Below are 18,822 nucleotides of genomic sequence, written 5' to 3'. Positions count from 1 at the left end.
CGCGCCGGGACTTCTCCGGGACGTCCCGGGACGTCTTACTCGGCCGGACCCGCGAGGGTGCGCAAATGCTCTAGCAGGGCAGGGGTGTTGCGCAGGTCGGGGAGCACGAGGGTGGCGCCGGCCGCGCGGAGCTCGCCCTCCTCGTGGATGCCGGAGGCCACCGCGATGATGTGTGCGCCGGAGTTCAGTGCTGCCTCAACGTCGCGGGGGGTATCACCGATCAGGACGACGGGGACGTTACGAGCAAGGCCGTGGCGGGTGTTCATCCGTTCCCGCGCGACGTCGACGAGTGCGGCCCGGTCATCGGCGTCCGCCCCGTATGCGCCGCATTCGAGGTCAAGCAGCACGTCCAGGCCGAACGGGGCGAGCTTTACTCGGGCATTGGCCCGGATATTGCCGGTCAGCACGGATGACACCACGTCCGGCGCGGCCGCCACCGCGACGAGCGCGTCTCGCACACCGGGAAGCACCCGGCCCCGGCGGGCGAGTTCGGTCTCACGGCCCTTGCCGGCGGCTTCCAAGGCGGGCAGCAGGTCCGGCCAGGCAGGGGTGTCCAGCCCATGGTCACGGAACATGCCTGCGAGAATCAGCCGGTCCGTCCGCCCCTCCGTACGGGCCGGATACACCGCGGCTCGTCCCGCGACCCTCTCGAAGGCCGCCGCGTAAATCTCCTTGCTGACGCCCGCGTTGTCGATGAGTGTGTGGTCGATATCCCAGAGCACGATGAGCGGCACAGGACCCACCCTAAACAGCTACGTTCAGCCATCCTGGCGCAAACGATCAGATCCCCTGCACAGCTCCCGCTCCATCGGGTTGGATAGTTGGAGTGAACGAGCGACTGCGTACCGCCATCATCGAGCGTGGTCTGACGCTCGAAGAGCTGGCCGAGGCATGCTCGGTCGACCCGAAGACTGTGAGCAGGTGGGTCGGGGGTCGCATCCCGCACCGCCGCCACCGCTGGGCCGTCTCCCAGCAACTGGACCGTGACGAGACCTACTTATGGCCCGAGCAGCCCAAATCACCGTCCGAAAACGAACGTCCGGCGCTCGCGCCCTTCATCAACCGTGCCAGCGTCCCCCGTGACCTGTGGCTGTCGCTTCTTCGCGACGCCACGCAGCAGATCGACGTCCTCGTCTTCTCCGGAACCTTCTTCGCCCAGACCAACCCGCAGATCGCCCGCATGCTCCGCCAGCGCGCCACGGCAGGCGTTCAAATCCGCCTCTGCTTCGGCGACCCGACCGGCCAGGCCGTCGTCACCCGCGGCGTGGAAGAGGGCATCGGCGACACCCTGGCCGCCAAGATCCGCGCCTCACTCACCTACTACCGCGACCTCATCGGCACACCAGGTTGCGAGATCCGCCTCCACGACACCACCCTGTACAACTCGCTCTTCCGGTACGACGACCATCTCCTGGTCAACCCGCACATCTGGGGCCAGCCGGCCAGCGCCAACCCGATACTGCAGCTGCACCGCACCGCCCACACGGAATGGTTCGAGTCGTACACGATGAGCTTCGACGCCGTATGGAAGACCGCCCGCCCCTGGGCGCCCGACCACAAGGAGCAGTAACCCATGGGCAGGACCGAGTACTACCACGACCCCAAAGCACCCAAGGCCAACACCCTCATCCCCGCCAGCAACCTCCTGGTCGTCAACGCCGAGGGCGCCATCCTCCTGCAGCGCCGCCGCGACACTGGCCAGTGGGCACTGCCCGGCGGCGCCCAGGACATCGGCGAAAGCCCCGCCCAGTGCGCGGTCCGCGAATGCGAGGAGGAGACCGGCATCATCGCCGAAGTCACCGGCTTCCTCGGCGTCTACTCCAACCCGGCGCACATCATCGCGTACACCGACGGCGAGATCCGCCAGCAATACGAGACGGTGTACATCGGCCGCCCCGTCGGCGGCACCCCCACCATCAACGACGAGGCGGACGGCGTCCGTTGGGCCACCGAGGCGGAACTCGCCTCACTGGACATCCACCCGAGCATGCACGAGCAGATCGGCCACTACCTGCAGGGCACCTACCCCTACCTCGGCTGAGCCCCGCCGGCCGACAGGCCGTGTGCGGACCGCCGCGCCTCGATCCGCGCCACGCTCGCGTGAATCTCGGGCGCGGCCCGCCGGATGAACCGCCCTACGACGCTGTCCGCTCCGTACCGGCCGAGGATCTCGGCTACCCGCTCCGCCGACGTCGTGCGCTGCCCGTCTGAGGTCGTCGTCATGTCGCAGTACACGAGCGCGTCCACAAGCAACTCGTTGTCGAACAACGGGAACTCGGACTTGAGATACTCGCGCAGACCGCGCTCCTCGGCCTCCAAGGGCGCGAAGGAATGGTTGGCCACGAGCCGCACAATCCGCTCGTCGATCTTGACGTGATCTCGTAGATAGCGGGCCCCGTCAAGCGGGTGAAAGCCTGACTCCGTAAGCGGCGGCGCGTAGCCGATGTCGTGTAGAACAGCCGCCGACTCCAGCAGCTCCGCGTCCGAACCCAGGACCGGCGCAAGCTCGGCCGCCCGCCCGCCGACACCTTGGGTATGCGCCCACCTGCGCGGCAACGCGTCGCTCAGCAACGACTCCGCAAGCTCGTACGCCCAAGTTACGGCAGACATACCGGGATCCTAGACAATCGGGAAGCCGACGTCCGTAGCACCGGATGATGCCCCAGGGCCGCCTAACGCCCGTTCCGAACCCGTGCGGGCCGCCAGACTGGGTCGGGGTCGAGTCGCTCGCATCGGCTGCTGAGTCCCGTCCAGGGTGGCGTACGCACCCCGAGCATTGCGTACGCCACCGAGCACGGCACGATCAGGCTGCGGTAGAGCCATCCTGCGACCACTTGTCGGCGAAGTGCTCCATCTGCCGGAGGACCAGCTTGATCGCGTCCTCTGACTGCTCCGGCGGGTAGCCGTGGCGGGCCAGGAGGCGCTTGATCGTGGCACGGAGCTTGGCTCGGACGGATTCGCGGGCGATCCAGTCGGGCTTGAGGTTCTTGCGGACCTGGGTGACCAGGTCTCGGGCGATGCCGGAGAGGATCTCGTCGCCCATGAGTTCCCGGGCGGAGCCCAGGTCGGCTACCGCGTCGTAGAAGGCGAGTTCGTCATTGCTGAGCGGCGGGGTGAACTTTTCGCCGCGTCGGGCGTCCTCCGCAATCGTCTTGGCCATCTCGACCAGGTGGGTGATGACTTCGGCGCTGGTGAGCTGCGCGCGCATGTAGCGGGTCATCAGGTCTTGGAGACGTTCGGAGAACGCGGTCTGGCGGACGATGTTGTGTCGGGTCTGCTCGCGCATCTTCTGGTTGATGAGACGGCGCAGGGCTTCGGCGGCCAGGTGCGGGGTTTCGCTGTCCTGTAGGCGGACGACGAAGGTGTCGTTGAGATGGGTGAGGTCGGCCTTGTCCAGCCCGGCCTCGGAGAAGAGGTCAGTGACGCCGCCGGTCTCCACGACGGCGGAGGTGAGCTGTGAGAGGTAGAGGGCGACATCGCGGGCGACGGGCAGGCCCTGGGCCTCGCGTTCCATGGCATCGAGCTTCGCCATGTATGTACGGACCTCGACGAGGAACTGGATGTCGCGCTTCCAGTACGGCTGGTCGGTGAACCGGGAGCCGACGTCGGCGGATGAGCCGGCGAGCGCGAAGAAGCGCTCCAGGCGGTAGCCGTGCTCGCGGAAGCGGCGGCTGAGGGTCTGGTTCGGGTCGTCGAGTTGGTCAGGATTGTTGCCTGGAGTGGAGGGACTCCGCAGGTAGTTGGCAGTGGTGTAGGCCGCCTCGATGAAGGCCTTCGGGGACGGGCGGGAGAGGCGTTCGCGCCAGTTCCAACCGAGGAGCATCTGATCGAGGATGTCGTACTCGTTGCGGAGTTCGTCCAGGGCGCGGTCGATGTCCTGGCCGAGAGTCCGGTCCTTCTGGTCGTCCGCGGAGTACTCGGCGATGGCCTTCTGGAGGTTCTCGGTGAGGGGGGCGTAGCCGACGAGCAGGCCTTCCTCCTTTTTGCGGAAGCGGCGGTTGACGCGGGCGAGGGCCTGCATCAGGCCGGCGCCGCGCAGCGGCCTGTCCAGGTACATGGTGTGGATGGACGGTGCGTCGAAGCCGGTCAGGAGCATGTTGTTGACGATGAGGAGCTGGAGTTCGTCCTCGGGGTCTTTGGCGCGGTTGATGACGGCCTTGCGCTGGGAGTCGCGTAGCGCGTGGGCGCGCAGTTCCTTGGAGTCCTTGCGGGAGTCCGAGGAGAAGACGATCTTCATGGCGCCGGTGGTGTGATCGTCCGTGTGCCAGTCGGGACGCAGCTCGCGCAGGGCGTCGTAGACGCGGACGCAGATCTCACGGGTGGCACAGACGAGCATCGCCTTGCCGGGAGCCCCACCAGGCGCGTCGTCAGCATCCGCGACGAACGGCAGCATCGCCTCGCGCCGCGCGTCCCAGTGTTCGACCAGGTCCTCGGTCAGGTCGCGTATCCGGGCGGGGGCGCCGTACATCGCGTTCATGGTGGCGACGGCCTGCTCGATGCGGGTGCGCTCGGTGTCGTCCAGGCCGTCGGTGATGCGGTCGGCCTCGGTGTCGATGGTGGTGGGGTCGATGTCGCGGTCGAGGACAAGCTGGACGACACGGCTCTCGTGGTAGACCTTCACGGTCGCGCCGTCGTCAGCGGCCCGCTTGAGGTCGTACGTGTCGATGTAGTCGCCGAACACCTCGCGGGTGTTGCGGTCGGCCTCGGAGATCGGTGTGCCGGTAAAGGCGAGAAGTGTGGCGTGCGGGAGTGCGTCGCGCAGGTGGCGGGCGTAGCCGTCGAGGTTGTCGTAATGGCTGCGGTGGGCCTCGTCGACCACGACGATGATGTTGCGCCGCTCGGAGAGCAGCGGGTGGTCGGTCCCGGATTCCTTTTCCAGCTTGGTCCTGCCGAATTTCTGCAGGGTGGTGAAGAGGATGCCGCCGGTGCGCTTGGCGGCGAGTTCTTCGCGGAGTTCGGCGCGGTTGAGGAACTGGCGGGGCTGTTCTGGGAGGACCTCGCTCTCCTTGAAGGTGTCGTACAGCTGGTCGTCGAGGTCGGTCCGGTCGGTGACGACCACGACGGTGGGATTGTGCAGGGCCGGGTCGCGCATGACGAGGTTGGTGGTCAGCACCATCTCCTCGGACTTGCCCGATCCCTGCGTGTGCCAGACCACGCCGGCCTTACCGTCGGTCGCGGCGGCGCGGCGTACGGCGTCGGCGGCGCGGGTGACCGCGAAGTACTGGTGCGGCTTCGCGATCCGCTTCATGCGCTTGGCCGGCACGAAGTTGATGAAGGACCGGACGAGGGAGAGGAAGCGCGGCTGGGTGAACAGGCCGTGCAGGGCGAGGTCCTGGCCGGTCGCGATGTCGTCGCCGTCCGCGTCCCCGGTGGCGCTGAAGTCGCCGAGGGTGTCCACTCGGGCGCCGAACTCGTCGGTGTTCCACGGAGCGAAGTGCTCGTACGGGGTGAAGGGGGTGCCGTACTTGGCGGTTATCCCGTCGGAGAGCAGGACGACCGTGTTGTAGCGGAAGGCGGTCGGGAACTCCTCGACGTAGTGCTTGATCTGAGTGTGCGCGGCGGCAAGGGTCGCGTGCGGGTCACCGGCCCGCTTGAGCTCGATCACCGCGAGCGGCAGGCCGTTGACGTACAGGACGACATCGAACCGGCGGTTGCACTCACCCTTGATCACGGTCACCTGACGGACGGCGCGGTAGGTGTTGGCGTCCGGGTTCTCAAGGTCGACGATCCGGATGGTCGGGGTGTGGTCGGCGCCGAGCGCGTCGGGGTACGTAACGGAGTGGATGCCGTCGGTCAGGTAGCCGTGCGCGGTCCGGTTCTCCTCGTACGTGTCCTGTGAGGTGGGGGTCGCCGCGGTCGCGAGGGCCTCGCGGACGGCCGTCGGGGGGAGGCCCGGGTTGAGGCGCTCGATGGCCTCGCGCAGGTCGGAGTAGAGGGTCAGGTCGTCCCAGGAACGGCGGTGGCCGGAGCCGGGGGCGAGCTCGTTGCCTTCGGCCTTCGGCCAGTCGAGCTCTAGAAGCTCATCGAGGGCGAGGAGTTCCCAGTCGAGTTCGAGGGGCCGGAAGTTGTCGTGCGTGCCGCCGTTGCCGTTGTTGTTCCCGTACATGGTCATACGTGGTCCTCGACAATCTTCTCGGCGTCCTTGATGCGGAGGCGGCCGGACACTAGCGGGGAAAGAAGGGTGTCGCGGAGGGCCGCAAGGGTGACTGACTCAGCCCGGCGCTCGCGAATCAACTCCCACAGCAAAGAGAGCTCTTGCTCGCATCGTTCTCGTCGAGAACTACCAGGAACGACAATTGGCAGGCTGCTCAGATTCTTCATGTTGAGCTTTGGCTGAACTGCCCCGGTGATCCTTGAACTGACATTCGTAAATCGAAGACTAACGGCCAGGAGGTCTGTCGAAACGGAAGAGCCCGTCAAGACGTGAGCATGGTTACTGACCCAGAATTTACCCGAGACGTATTGCAGCACGGGACGTCCGTCCGGGGTGGCAACACTCCCATCTTCCCCCACCAGGACATGTGGGCCGGAGAAGAGGTAGTCGTCTACAGAATCGATGGCGCCAGCGGCCCCGAAATATGGGTACTTCCCTTGACGTTCAGAGCGCTCACGCGCAGACAGTGGAACTCGCCTGCGATTATGGAAGATAGCAACCTCGGAAAGCGATACCTCATTCGCGTCCTCCTCGACTGCAACTTCGTATTGCGCCAACAACAACGAGTCAGCCGCGGCCACGACGCGCTCGTTGACGGCAATCTTGTCATCCAGGGCTCCGAGCACGTCAGCGATACCTTGCTGAATTTCTCTCGGGGGCAGCGGAACCCGGAATCCAGCAACCTGCCCTTTCGTCAAGGCACGGCGGGAACCCCCCGAATTGTGACTTAGCATGAATTCGCGCATGGATGGCTGCGAAAGATACCTCTGGAGATACTCTGGAACCAGTCGATCGCCAGGGCGAAGAATCATGACATGCTGATTGACGCGAGCTGGGAGAACGTGCTCCGGAGCCACGCAACACCGCGCAATCGTGTCGCCGTCGCCTGTAATATTCAAGAGAACATCACGGTGCGACACCGTTACACTGGACAATTTTTCAGCGGCCAGGTCATCGATGCGGACTAGGCCAGCCTCAGAGAATCGATGGTCGAACACATTCTGGGAGCGAATAAAGTTCACGCCGTCGCTAACGTATACGGCCGATCCACCCTTCGGCGTCGCCCCACTGCCGATCTTGACGCAAAGGTCAGAAATTTGGTGAAGCTCCCAACCGGCCGGAAGCTCTACACCCAGCGGGCTCGTCAAAGAGTCAGTCATCGATCCTCCCCAACTGTGCACGCACCGTCGCAGTCAACTCGTCGGACCTATCAAAGAGCTCATACAACTCTTCCGTGAGCCGCTCGATCTTCTCAGCGACTGCCTCGGTGTCCACTTCCTCCGCTGCAACTGCCCCGACGTACCGCCCCGGTGTCAGCGCATACCCGTGTTCCTGGACTGTCTTCAGGCCCGCGCTCGCGCAGAATCCGGGGACATCCTTGTACGTATCTGCCGCGTTCTGCGCGCTCGCTGTTCCCCGCCACGCGTGGTACGTCTCCGCGATCTTTGCAAGGTCGGCATCCGCCAGAATGCGCTCGGTGCGGTCGACCATCTCGCCCATTTTGCGAGCATCGATGAAGAGGATTTCGCCGCGTCGGTCCGAAGCGGCGATCTTCTGCCCCCTCACGCCTCCCGGCGACTTGTCCTTGGCGAGGAACCACAGGCAAGCCGGAATAGTCGTCGTGCGGAACAGTTGCGGCGGCAGCGCGACCATGCACGCCACCATGTCCCCGTCCACCAGCGCCCGCCGGATCTCGCCCTCGCCGCCCTGCTCACTACTCATCGAGCCGTTGGCGAGGACAACACCAGCCGTGCCCCGCTCTCCCAGCTTGCTGATCATGTGTTGGATCCAGGCATAGTTGGCGTTGGACCTCGGCGGGACCCCATACTTCCACCGAGGGTCGGACTCGTTGCGCGCCCAGTCCTTGATGTTGAAGGGCGGGTTGGCCATGACATAGTCGGCCTTGAGGTCCGGGTGCTTGTCGTCGGCGAAGGTGTCGCCCCAGCGGGCAGCCAGGTTGCCGTCGATGCCATGGATGGCGAGGTTCATTTTGGCTAGGCGCCAGGTGCGCTCGTTCAACTCCTGGCCGTAGACAGAGATATCGGACTTGTGGCCGCGGCCACGGTGGGCCTCGATGAACTTGGCCGCCTGGACGAACATGCCGCCCGAGCCGCAGGCCGGGTCGTACACGCGGCCCTCGTACGGCTCCAGGACCTCCACCAGGAGGCGGACGACGCTGCTCGGGGTGTAGAACTCGCCACCCCGCTTGCCTTCGGCGCGGGCGAAGTTGCCGAGGAAGTACTCGTAGACCTCGCCGAGGACATCCTGGGCGGGCTTGTCGTCGTTGCCACCGAAGCGGGCGTCGGTGATGAGGTCGACGAGTTCGGCCAGGCGCTTCTTGTCGACGTTGTCCTTGTTGAAGATCTTGGGGAGGACACCGGTCAGCGACGGGTTCGCCTGCATGATGGCGTCCATGGCCTGGTCAAGGACCTCGCCGACATTGCCGCTCTTGGCGTTAGCGGAGATCGAGGACCAGCGAGCGCTCTCCGGGACCCAGAAGACGTGATGGCCGGTGTACTCGTCCTGGTCCTCCAGGAACTCTTCCAGGCGGTCTTCGGCGATGCCCTCTTCCGCCAATTCCTTGGCAAGCTGCTCGCGGCGCTCCTCGAAGGCGTCGGAGACGTACTTGAGGAAGATCAGGCCAAGGACGAACTCCTTGTACTGCGCGGCGTCCATCGAGCCGCGCAGTTTGTCGGCGGCTTTCCAGAGGATCGCCTGGATTTCCTTGGCGGTGGAGGCGGTGAACAGTTCCGGCTGGCCCGCGGGCTTCTTCTGCCTGGGAGGCATGGGAGTTCGGTGCTCCTTACGAGAGGGTCGGGTCGGTGATGGTCAGTGTGCCGTCGATGAGGCCGTCGGCCGTCATGGCGGCGAGGTCGTCCAGGGCGGCCGCCTGCTGCCGCAGTAGGGCGGTGCGGCGAGCGATGTCGACGAGCAAGGCCTCGTAGCGCTGTGCCTCGCTGTCGCTGAGGTCGGGGATGAGTAGCTCCTCGATACGCCGCGAGGCGCGGACAGCACCGGGGACACGCTCGTGCTCGGCCGCGGCGGCGCGCAAGACGGCAGCAAGTACGCGCGGCCGTATGGGGTTTTCGGCATCAGATCTCACGCGTAGGACACGTGCCGGGAAGGCGACGACGGAAAGGCCTTCATCATCGACGTACGCGCCGAAGGACGGGGTGGCGGTGACGACGACGTCGCCGGGCTCGGTGAACTCGGCGTGCTCGTACATGGTGTGGACGACGGCACGATCCATGCGGCGGCCACCGACCGGAGCGCTTCCGACGATCTCTTCCGGGGTGAGCACCGTGTAGTGGCCACCTGGCACGGACAGGTGCTCGGCGGCGATCCTGTGGCCGGGAAGGCGGCGCAGGCGGCGCTCTTTGATGAGTCGCACCACAGTGGTACGGCGGGCCGGCCGGTCGTCCGAGCGCAGGACTGCGTGGGTGCGGATTGCCTCGGCAGCGCTCAGTTCGCTGAGCGTGGCGTCGACGAGCTGCTGCAGCCGGAGTTCGAGATCGGAGATGCGGGCAGGACGTTCGATGACGTCGCGCGTGAAGCGGCTGGCATGCGGGCGGTGTTGCGGCCTGAACGCGACCCCGGGACTCTCGCTGAGAGCCGTGGCGTTGAGGATGACGCCGTGGCGCGGATCGTGCCGCCCATCCGATCGCCAGCCCCCGGCGCGGAAGATTTCGACGTCCTCGACGAGCGCATTCAGGACGGACTCGGTCAGTGGCTGCGCGGCCAGGTCGGCCAGCATCACCAGACCGGTCCGTTGGGCTTTCGGGGTGCGCGACAGGACCCAGATCGCAGTGCGGTGAGCAGGGCGGGAGGGGAATACACCTTCGGGCATGCTGACAACCGCCTTGAGCAGGTGATTGGTCAGGAAGGAGCGACGAAGCCTGTCTGCCTCGCCTCGCGGGGGCAGCGGTCCGACGAGCGCGTCAGCAGGTCCGAGGACGATAGCGACACAGCCGTACTCCAGGACTCTGGTGAGGTTCTGGATCTGCTGGAGCACGCCGAGCGGGGTGCGGGCTTCGGCTGCTTCGTACGGCAGGACGCACACGACGATGCGGGGATAGCCCCACTCGTCCGTGTCCAGTGTTTCGCCGTCCGCGAGCTCCATCTCGATCTCATAGACGCCGCGGACCAGCATGCGGCGCCGGGCGAGACGTGCGAGGTCACGGACGGGATCGGCGGACAGGTAGAAGGGGCGGGTCTCGGGGTCACTCTGCGACTGGAGGGCCAGCAGCAAGTCGCCGCTGCGTGAGTATGGGACCGCGACGACAAGTCCCTCTTCGCCCTCTTCCTCGTCCGCGATACCGGACAGGCGGGCCAGCGCTGTGGTGACCAACGGCATCGGCTCGCCCGCGGTGAGGTCGTCGCAGCCCAGGCGTCGCCGGGCTCCCATCACCCATTCAACGGCCTCGGCCGGGGAATAGGCGGCCTCCGTGAGCTGGTCCGCGAGCGTGGCGAGCATCGGGCCCTGGCGGTCGGCGTCCGGAATGGAGCGAAGCTCCTGGAGGAGGAATCTGTCCTCCGTGTCGATCTCCTCGGCCTGCGCCATCAGCGTGCCCCACGGAAGGGCTGCGACCGCGGTGTCGAGCTGATGGCGCAGGCAGATCAAGGCGGTGACCGCGTCGACCACGAGGCGGGCCGGCATCTGCTGCCGCAACGCGGACAGGGTGTACAGCACCAGCTCCGCTTGGATCTGGCGTGCGTCGGCATTGCCGCGCCCCGTAGTCAGGAGCCAATCCGCGACATCGGCGCCATCGAATAGCGGGCTGGCGCCCGCGTAGGCGACGGGCTTGGGGAAGTCGCCGTGGCGTCGCGCCCACGTGGTGACGACGGGGCGTTGCACCTGGGCCAAGGCCCCGATTTCGGAGTAACTGATCCGCCAGGAGGACCCCTCAGGCAGGGTGGGCCCGGCGGCTTCACGTGTGCTGGTCATGCCCGTTCCCCTCCCTTCGCGACGGCTGCCTCACGGCCCTCGATTGAGGACGTCTTCTCGCGGCACCTCACACGCTACAGGTGGGTCGCATCCGCTAGCGCTGTGCTGCTGATAACCGGGGTTATCAGGTTCTCGCATGAGTGCGCGACCCATCGCATGTCACCTTGGTCACCGTCACCCCCGGCGCCACCCGCCGGGCCGCAGGCCCCATGCGAGACACGGGGCCCGCCCCACGTCCGATGACCGCACTCCGTAAGGCGCCCCGTGTTACCGCACCCGACCACAACCTCACCCCGGGAGGGCCACATGGCCAACACCACCGCGAAGCGCACCATCCACCGTCTGCCCCACGTGAAGCCGGACCTGGACTCGATGCTGGACGCTTTCGGCCTCGACAGCCTGGACGCGGTGAACGCCGTCGTGCGCGACTGCAGCGACCACCTCGGCGTGCCCACGCTCGCGGTGTCCTTCGCCGTGGCCAAGGAGGAGTCCCCCTGGTGCGACGACTTCCTCAACCTCACCGGAGATGCGGATCTCACGCAGAGCGAGGAGCGCACCGGCGCGCTCCTCGTGCTCGCCGTCGACTCGGTGGTGTACGCCATCGGGTTCGGTCAGGGCTACCGGCTGCTCCCTCACCGCCTCAAGGACATGCGCTTCGGCCTGTCCTTCGCCATCCGTACCATCAACCCGCAGCAGGTACGGGACTTCACCGCGAACATGCTCGGTCACGCCCGCACCGATTCGTCCCTCATCCCCTCCGGCGCCTCTGTGCCGGCCCTCGGTCTGCGGGACCACGGGCGCGTCGTCCGCCAGCTGGGCGGATTCCTGGACGATGTCGACCTGACGGCGTGGAGCGACAGCAGGAGCGGGGCCATGACCGCCGACGGTGGCATCGGTCTGCGCATCAAGCTGGGCACCACCCCGGCCACGCTCATCAAGGACATCCGCGCCATCGCCGCGCTCTGCGAGCACGTTGCTCCCCACCCCGACCTGGCGTTCGTCGAGCACATCACCCCTGTCAAGGACCCCGCCCTCATCGACGCGCTCGATACCGAGCTGGACGCCACCCTCGGCAGCCCCGCCGACGGCCGGATCATCACCGCCGTGCCCTTCTCCCAGCACACCGACCTGCCCAGCACCACCGCTGTCACCATCAAGGTCGGAGCGTGCGCACCGCATCTGATGGACGAGTACAGCCTCGAATACGTGCTGGAGCGTGCCCGCGTGATCAAGCCCGGTGAACGGGTGAAGGCCCTGCGCCAGGGCACCGTCGCGCTCTACCGCGACACGCTCACCGCCCGGACGCCCCTCGCGCCGCGCACCGCGTCGCTCGAAGCTCTGTCGACCGAGTCCGCCATCAAGTGGATCGAGGCCAATCTCTCCCTCGGGTCCCGCAAGTTCTGCCTTCATGAGGGCGAGTGGTACGAGTTCGGCGCGGAATACCTGCGCACGATCCACGAGACCCTGGCCCCGCTGTTCACCGATCCGGCCTCCGTCGCCATGCCCTGGTGGCCGCTGGTCGAGAAGGTGAACAAGAAGGGGGAGACCGTCATCCGCCCCGTCGACGAGGGTGACTACAACGAGGCCGCGGCCAAGGCCCGCCCCGGCTGGATCTGCCTCGACAAGAAGAACGTCCGCAACCCGCTGCGGACGAGTACCTCGGTCGAGATCTGCGATCTGCTCACGGAGGACAACACCCTCATCCTCGTGAAGTCAGCGCACTCCTCGGCCCCGTTGAGTCACCTGTACAACCAGGCGCTCGTCGCCACCGAACTGCTCCGTGAGAACGCCGCCGTACGCGCAGACCACGTCCGCACCGTACGGAGCCGCAGGGGCGAAGAACACAGCATCTCCGAGGACTTCACTCCGCGTCGGGTCGTATTCGCGATCCTCTTGAAGGACGGCGCCAAGCTCACGCCGGAATCCCTCTTCCCCTTCTCCGCCATCACCCTGGCCCAGACCGCACAGGCGCTGATGGCTCGGGGCGTGAGCGTGGAGGTTGTTGGTATCGAGGCAGCCCCTGCCGCCGCAGTCGGCACGACCGGCTTCGAAACGGCCGCGTAATGGCGCGCCGTCCGCCGGGGAGCGTCAAGCCGACGCGCTCCCCGGCCGTGACCGAGCGGGGCAGCCGCGCCAAGGTTCGGGCGAATCTGCGTGTGCACGCGGTCAAAGATCAGCGTCACAGGACAGCTCCTCGCCGCTGTGATCCGGCCACCACCGGACCATTGCCCTTGCAATCGAACGCTTGAGTATGATCGCCTACTCACGTTGCGTGGATGACTCACGCGCAGGAAGCGAGTAGCGGGTCCACTTGGACCTGCTGGTCAACGGAGAGATCCACGGGGGTGGGTTCACGTATGAAGTTCGATATGGGTGCGTCGGTGCTGTCGAATCTGCGATCGCAGTCGCAGATCTCCAGTGACGATCTCGGATCACTGATCCGTCAGTTGATCGCTGCCGCACAGCCACTTGAGGGCAAGTTCAACGGTTCGGGCAAGGCGGCGTTCGACTCGTTCAAGAACAACTCGGACGAGATCACCGCGGCGCTCAACGGGGCGCTGTCGGCGATTCTGGGCGGTCAGTCCGGGATGGATTCCGCGTTCGGCACGGGCGACACGGAGGCGGCGGACAACGCCCGCTCGAACATGGCCGCTGCGAACTTCGATGCTGCTCGCTTCGGCGGACGCTGAACCACGGGGATAGGAACTTCTGATCATGGCTGCGAATGCTGACCGTCGCTCGTACGACATGGCCGCGTCCTCGGATGCGCAGGGCAATATCCAGGGTGTGATCGCGCGTCTGGAGCAGGTGATCACGGACCGGGACCGTCAGGTGAAGGCGGCGATGGCCGACTTCCAGGCCGACGGCGTCTCCGACTCGTATCACGACAAGGAACTGCGCTGGAACAAGGCCTCGAGCGAGGTCCGCACGATCATCCAGCTGCTGAAGACGACGCTGGAGAAGAACGACGGCACCGCGCAGCAGACGCTGTCGCGTGCGAAGGCCGCCGTCGACGCCATCGGCTGAAACGCAGGGATCCAGTAGGCAGCCGTGGTCACACGGCGGTGCGTGGGCGCGGAGTATTTCGGGGAGTGGGCATGACGGGGTGGGATATCAGGCCGAGCGGCGTTCAGTCGATCCTTTCCCTGGTGGGAGATGCCGCTGACGGGCTGGAGAAGGACGTCAAGGCGTACGGCACGAACATGGAGAGCGCCGCGACGTCGGCCGGCACCATCAGCGGCCTGTATTGCGGCGAGGCCCCGGTCGGTCCGGTGGCGGTGGCCTTGGCGAATTTCGCGAAAGACACCGAGAACATGATCAAATTCATGGCGGCGCGGACCGGCAAGACCATGGAGGGCACCGTCAAGGCCACCACCGAGTACGTCGAGGGCGACGTGGAGATGGCTGCTGAGGCGCAGCGTAAGGCGCTCGCCGCGCCGGACCTGTCCGAGCTGCCGGGTGGCGGGAAGCAGGACTCGAAGTGATCGAGCCGGGCGGAATTCCGCAGTACACAGGCAACCCGGGCGAGCTGGAGAAGGCCATCTCCGGCTTGCAGGACAACGCGATCGGCATTCGCAACGGCGGTGCGGACGTTCACTCCCGTTTCCAGGCGATGGCCGCGTACTACAAGGCGCCTGAGGCCGAGAAGCTGTTCGGGACGACCCAGCCGGTGATGGACACCGCCGAGGAGTTCGCCACCTCGCTGGAGACCGTGGCCACCGCGCTGGACATCTACGCGACGGAGATCAAGCCGCTCGCCACGAAGCTGGAGCAGCTCAAGAGTGATGCCGTCGCTTTCTTGAACAGCGTGGACGGCGACGACGAGTGGACCCAGGACCAGGACAAGCTGGACCGGCATCAGTCGCTGCTTGACGGCGTCCAGGCCGCGACTTTGGCCTTCCAGGCAGCAGAACGCGCGGCCGCAGACAAGATCAATGCGGCCAGCGGTCTGATGTGCCGCCCCAAGTGGGTTGCCGACGACGGCACTCACCAGGCCAACATGTACGGCTACACCGCCGACATGCTCAACAACGCCGAGGAACTTCCCTGGGGCACCCCCGAAGGCAAGACCTATGAGCGGTGGAGCCTGGACTGGTGGGGCCACGGCGTCAAGAGCTGGGCCTGGGACGGCATCGTCATGGACAGCGTGGTCGGCGGCCTCGACGGCCTGTGGACCCTGGCCGGCGGACACGGCGCCGAAGAGCGCGACCTCGCCTGGGACGGCCTGCGGCGCGCGTTCGTCGGCACCTATGCCTACGGCATGGACGCCATCGGGCAGGGCGAGCACCTGTCCGACTGGCAGCGCGAAAGCAAGCTGTACGCCAAGGAGTTCGGCAAGTCCTTCATCGCCTACGACATGTGGGAGGAGAACCCGGCCCGCGCCCACGCGGTGACCTCGTTCAACATCTTCACCCTGGGCGCGGGCGGCATCGGCGCGCTCAGCAAGCTGGGCAAGGGCGGCTCCCTGGCCCGAGCGGGCTCGACCGTGGCCCGCGCAGGTGAGTGGCTCGACCCACTCACCGCCGGATTCCGGGCATCAAAGGCCGCCGTCTCACTGCCCAAGGTGCAGGCAGTTATGGCCAACCTCTCCGCCAGTTTCGGCTCCATGCCCAATACCCGTATCCCCGACGCCATCCTCGACCTCGACGGCCGCTATGTCGTCGACGACCAGGGCCGCCTCGTCCCGATCAACGCCGACGGCACACCCGACTTCACCCCGCCCAGGCGTGAGGGATCGGCCGCGGAGCGTGTCGGCGACAGCACGCGGCCCGAACACGAACTCGCGGGTGTCGGAGGGCGCGGACCGGAGGCGTCCGCACACGCCGACGGTCCCGGGCCCGCCTCCGGTCAAGGACCGGGCGATCGCGGGGGCGTGGGCGACAGTGGGCGCGGAGGCAGTGCGGCCGCGGGGCAGGCGGAGGCATCTTCCCCAGGACACGCTGAGACAACCCCCGGCGGCCATGTCGATGGGCCCGCCACCGGCCACGGCGACGGGCCCCTCGATGGCGGGTTCGGCGACAGGACTCCCGCCGGCGACGGCCCGGGGACCGGCGGACAGGAGCCCGACCCCGCAGGCCCTGCGCCGGACGCTGATCCGCAACCGATGGTGCGTGGCGGTGAGACCGAGCAACGGCTGCGGGATGCCATCAAGGGCATCCCGGGAAAGCAGCGCCCGAAGCCGGATGTGCTGGAGCGCGCTCTGCAGAGGCTGGCTTCGGAGCCGGACGGGGCGCGGGTGGCGGAGGTCATCGCGTCGGGCCGGTTCAATCAGAGCGACGAGTTCGGGCAGGTCGTCTCTGCTCTGGGCGCGCGCAAGGAGCAAATGTTCCAGCCGAGTGCCGATCAGATTCTGTTCGCCGATGACCTGGTCAGCAGCGGCGTCCCGGCGCACAGCATTGATTTCGAGCAGAAGATCCCGGTGGGTTCGGATATCGATATCAAGGTGAAGACGGACGAGGGCGAGGTCTACGGCTATCAGCTGAAGCACCTCAACGACCCCTTGGATCCGGTCAGTGAGATCACTCGTGGCAAGTACTTGCTGCAGCTGGCCCGAGCCGAGGCCGATCACCACCTGCTGTTGGTGGACGGCGGCGCGGGAACGCGCGCGGATTGGATAGCCAATGGGAGCTTCGATGCCCTGATGGATATTCATCGCGGTGGTCGCGGCCCCAAGGGCGAAGGCATTACGTTCGTCATACGCCTGGACGATGGAACACTCGTGATCCCGCCAGGCAGCAAGACCGACCCGAAGGACATGCTGTGATCACCACCGTCCCTGTTGGCGACTGGTCCTGGGAAATCACTCCCAGTGCCGGAACAGCCAAGCCGACCACGGCCATGGAGATTGCGCTGGCGGTGTGGGGCGTACTTGCCGCCGATCAACTCGCCGTCCCGACTGGGCATGCCCAGGTGACCGCCCGGACGGTGGCGGATATGCGGGACATCCGGCTCGATCTTCAAGGACTCCCCGTCTCGACAGTCGATCTCACGGCTGATTCCGCACTGGCCCACGCCATGGCCCAGACCGAGTCACTGGACGGCGATGTCCTCGTCACCGTGCGGATTCAGTGTCCGGGAACATGGCGTGAGGCGGGCACCGTCCATCGTGCCGAACAGCTCTTCGCCATCCAAGTGGACATCTGGAAGGGCGCTCTCGTCGTCGTCACGCTGGAGACGTACTCCGACGCATGGCTCACCTTGGACACCCGGGAGCGCACGCAGCCGGAAATCCACGCCGAGAACGCTCCCCGCCTCACGGCCGCGCTACAGGGCATTTCCAAGCTGCTCGGCGGGCTGCCTACCCCTGGTGACGCCAACCGGCACGCGACGCCGACCGAGACAGGGTTCGAGGACCTGACCGTCGAAGGACCTGCCTACACCGACTCCTGGGGCACCTTCGAAGTGCCGACCCGCGCCAAGAAGCTGCTCGCCCTGCTTCCGCCGACCGAGAACACGTACGAGGAGGTCACCGAGCACCCCGTGCGATACCTCCCCGTCCGTCGCGACGGCGAGGTACTCGGCTATCTGTGGGCCTCACTCGGAGACAACGCGGCCGGGTTCGAGCCTCGCACCGCAGCAGGAGAAGCGGCGTTCGAGGCCGGGGCCGCATGGGTTTTGCGACTGCGGGAGGCGCACGCGCTGGGTCTCAGCGCGACGGAGGCACTCGACAGGCTTTGCGAGCTTGCTCCGCCTGCCGGAATGGGCTCCATCGCGGGAGAGACGCCCTTGGAATCCCCAACCTTGGACGCAGTGGAGGATCTTTCCGGCCGCTACTGAGCAGCACCCCGGAGACGACGGCGTCCGGGCGGGCCCACGCCGCGCGAGCGCAGACACCGCGCAACCCGCTCACATTCAGGAAGATCGGCAAGACTCGTGACCCAGGACGTTGTGGCTCTCACCCTGCAGATGCCGGACACAGCGGCGCTGTTGGCCGGACTGTACGCGGGCGGCCCGGACCTTCTGTTGGGTCACGCCTCCGAAGGCGCAGTGCTGCAACTGCGGGCAGGGGACGGACGTGCGTTGACATCGATCGAGGCCCCACTCTTCCTCCAAGTTCCTGGTGAGACCGAGCGCCTACTGAACACCAAGATTCAGACGCCGGTGTGGTGGACCGAAGCACGGGCCACGACCGCAGTCGACGAAGCTGGACGGCTGGCTGGGTCCGTCGCCGGTCGGCTCACTGCCGTACTCGGTGGAACAACGTGGCCACCCGGAGCCGGCCACACCGACGTCGTGTCCATACCGGACGGCGTGACCGCACACGCCGTATCACCCGACGCACCGGCCGCAGCCGACATCATCACGGAGAAAGCAATCGTGGTGATCCAGGACCGTCCCGTCGTGGCCGCCACCACCTGGCTCACGGACATCATCCGCACCGCCGTCGAGGTGGAACGCGAACTGCAGATCGTCACCCCTCCCGGCACTCGCCTCACCCTGCCCACACGCACGCTGCTCGACCGGATGCCCACCCGCTGGGTGGTCCGCGACGTGCACTGCGGCTACTACGACGGCCTCACCGGCGCCGTACTCCACTGGCACGAAGGCCACTTCACACCGCTGCTCGACAACAACGGCAAACCTCAGCTCGCGGACGCCTACCGCCCACAGCCGGACGGCAACAGCCACCGACAGCTGCTCCTGGCTGACTCTGTCTACGAGTAGCGACAGCGTTTGACGGTCAGTTCTGGCAGCGGCCGGTGACGGCGTGACGTGATGTCGA

At 66.5% G+C, this 18,822-nt stretch carries 15 protein-coding genes; 9 read left to right on the top strand and 6 right to left on the bottom strand.

Features of this window, described 5'->3' with window-relative positions:
• Nucleotides 1-35: 35 nt before the first annotated feature.
• Nucleotides 36-734 carry an HAD family hydrolase gene (locus tag H9Y04_RS36230; protein ID WP_187818441.1) on the bottom strand — a complete coding sequence of 233 codons (699 nt, stop codon included), beginning with the start codon at nucleotides 732-734 and terminating at the stop codon, nucleotides 36-38.
• Nucleotides 735-826: 92 nt separating this feature from the next.
• On the opposite strand from H9Y04_RS36230, the gene H9Y04_RS36225 reads away from it, so the two are divergent.
• Nucleotides 827-1,570: a helix-turn-helix domain-containing protein gene (locus H9Y04_RS36225; RefSeq protein WP_187818440.1), complete on the top strand. Its 744-nt coding sequence runs from the start codon at nucleotides 827-829 to the stop codon at nucleotides 1,568-1,570.
• A gap of 3 nt (nucleotides 1,571-1,573) precedes the next feature.
• Nucleotides 1,574-2,041 carry an NUDIX hydrolase gene (locus H9Y04_RS36220; RefSeq protein WP_187818439.1) on the top strand — a complete coding sequence of 156 codons (468 nt, stop codon included), beginning with the start codon at nucleotides 1,574-1,576 and terminating at the stop codon, nucleotides 2,039-2,041.
• Here H9Y04_RS36220 and H9Y04_RS36215 read toward each other — a convergent pair.
• The 5 genes from H9Y04_RS36215 to H9Y04_RS36195 form a co-directional block, all read right to left on the bottom strand.
• Nucleotides 2,029-2,610: an HD domain-containing protein gene (locus H9Y04_RS36215; RefSeq protein ID WP_187818438.1), complete on the bottom strand. Its 582-nt coding sequence runs from the start codon at nucleotides 2,608-2,610 to the stop codon at nucleotides 2,029-2,031. The two genes, H9Y04_RS36220 and H9Y04_RS36215, sit on opposite strands and share 13 nt — an antisense overlap.
• Before the next feature lie 193 nt (nucleotides 2,611-2,803).
• The gene (locus tag H9Y04_RS36210) at nucleotides 2,804-6,112 is read right to left on the bottom strand and encodes a type I restriction endonuclease subunit R (protein ID WP_187818437.1); all 3,309 of its coding nucleotides are present in this window, start codon (nucleotides 6,110-6,112) and stop codon (nucleotides 2,804-2,806) included.
• Nucleotides 6,109-7,314 carry a restriction endonuclease subunit S gene (locus H9Y04_RS36205; protein WP_187818436.1) on the bottom strand — a complete coding sequence of 402 codons (1,206 nt, stop codon included), beginning with the start codon at nucleotides 7,312-7,314 and terminating at the stop codon, nucleotides 6,109-6,111. Before H9Y04_RS36205 ends, H9Y04_RS36210 begins: the two co-directional genes overlap by 4 nt.
• Nucleotides 7,307-8,941 (bottom strand): class I SAM-dependent DNA methyltransferase, encoded by a 1,635-nt coding sequence (locus tag H9Y04_RS36200; protein ID WP_187818435.1) that lies wholly within the window; start codon nucleotides 8,939-8,941, stop codon nucleotides 7,307-7,309. The genes H9Y04_RS36205 and H9Y04_RS36200 overlap by 8 nt, the downstream gene beginning before the upstream one ends.
• Before the next feature lie 16 nt (nucleotides 8,942-8,957).
• On the bottom strand, nucleotides 8,958-11,099 hold the full coding sequence (locus H9Y04_RS36195) for a DNA methyltransferase family protein (RefSeq protein ID WP_187818434.1): 2,142 nt from the start codon (nucleotides 11,097-11,099) through the stop codon (nucleotides 8,958-8,960).
• A 306-nt stretch (nucleotides 11,100-11,405) separates the two neighbouring features.
• Here H9Y04_RS36195 and H9Y04_RS36190 point away from each other — a divergent pair, with 306 nt between their 5' ends.
• The 7 genes from H9Y04_RS36190 (at nucleotide 11,406) to H9Y04_RS48000 (ending at nucleotide 18,764) form a co-directional block, all read left to right on the top strand.
• Complete coding sequence (locus H9Y04_RS36190; RefSeq protein WP_187818433.1) at nucleotides 11,406-13,163, top strand: DUF6119 family protein; 1,758 nt, start codon at nucleotides 11,406-11,408, stop codon at nucleotides 13,161-13,163.
• Between the two features lie 293 nt (nucleotides 13,164-13,456).
• On the top strand, nucleotides 13,457-13,789 hold the full coding sequence (locus tag H9Y04_RS36185; protein ID WP_187818432.1) for a hypothetical protein: 333 nt from the start codon (nucleotides 13,457-13,459) through the stop codon (nucleotides 13,787-13,789).
• A gap of 25 nt (nucleotides 13,790-13,814) precedes the next feature.
• Entirely contained in the window at nucleotides 13,815-14,126 is a 312-nt protein-coding gene (locus H9Y04_RS36180; protein ID WP_187818431.1) for a pore-forming ESAT-6 family protein, read from the top strand.
• Nucleotides 14,127-14,197: 71 nt separating this feature from the next.
• A complete protein-coding gene (locus H9Y04_RS36175) occupies nucleotides 14,198-14,584 on the top strand; it encodes a DUF6507 family protein (protein ID WP_187818430.1) in 387 nt (128 codons plus the stop codon).
• Nucleotides 14,581-16,863, top strand: coding sequence for an ICP22 family protein (locus H9Y04_RS36170; protein ID WP_187818429.1), 2,283 nt, complete (start codon nucleotides 14,581-14,583; stop codon nucleotides 16,861-16,863). The genes H9Y04_RS36175 and H9Y04_RS36170 overlap by 4 nt, the downstream gene beginning before the upstream one ends.
• Nucleotides 16,860-17,876 (top strand): hypothetical protein, encoded by a 1,017-nt coding sequence (locus tag H9Y04_RS36165; RefSeq protein WP_187818428.1) that lies wholly within the window; start codon nucleotides 16,860-16,862, stop codon nucleotides 17,874-17,876. Before H9Y04_RS36170 ends, H9Y04_RS36165 begins: the two co-directional genes overlap by 4 nt.
• Nucleotides 17,877-18,332: 456 nt before the next feature.
• Nucleotides 18,333-18,764 carry a DUF6177 family protein gene (locus tag H9Y04_RS48000; RefSeq protein WP_187818427.1) on the top strand — a complete coding sequence of 144 codons (432 nt, stop codon included), beginning with the start codon at nucleotides 18,333-18,335 and terminating at the stop codon, nucleotides 18,762-18,764.
• The last annotated feature ends 58 nt before the right edge of the window (nucleotides 18,765-18,822 follow it).

It is taken from the genome of Streptomyces polyasparticus, from assembly GCF_014493765.1.
GTDB lineage: Bacteria > Actinomycetota > Actinomycetes > Streptomycetales > Streptomycetaceae > Streptomyces > Streptomyces polyasparticus.
The sequence above is the reverse complement of the archived record's forward strand: the minus strand, read 5'-3'. Positions and strand labels throughout refer to the sequence as shown.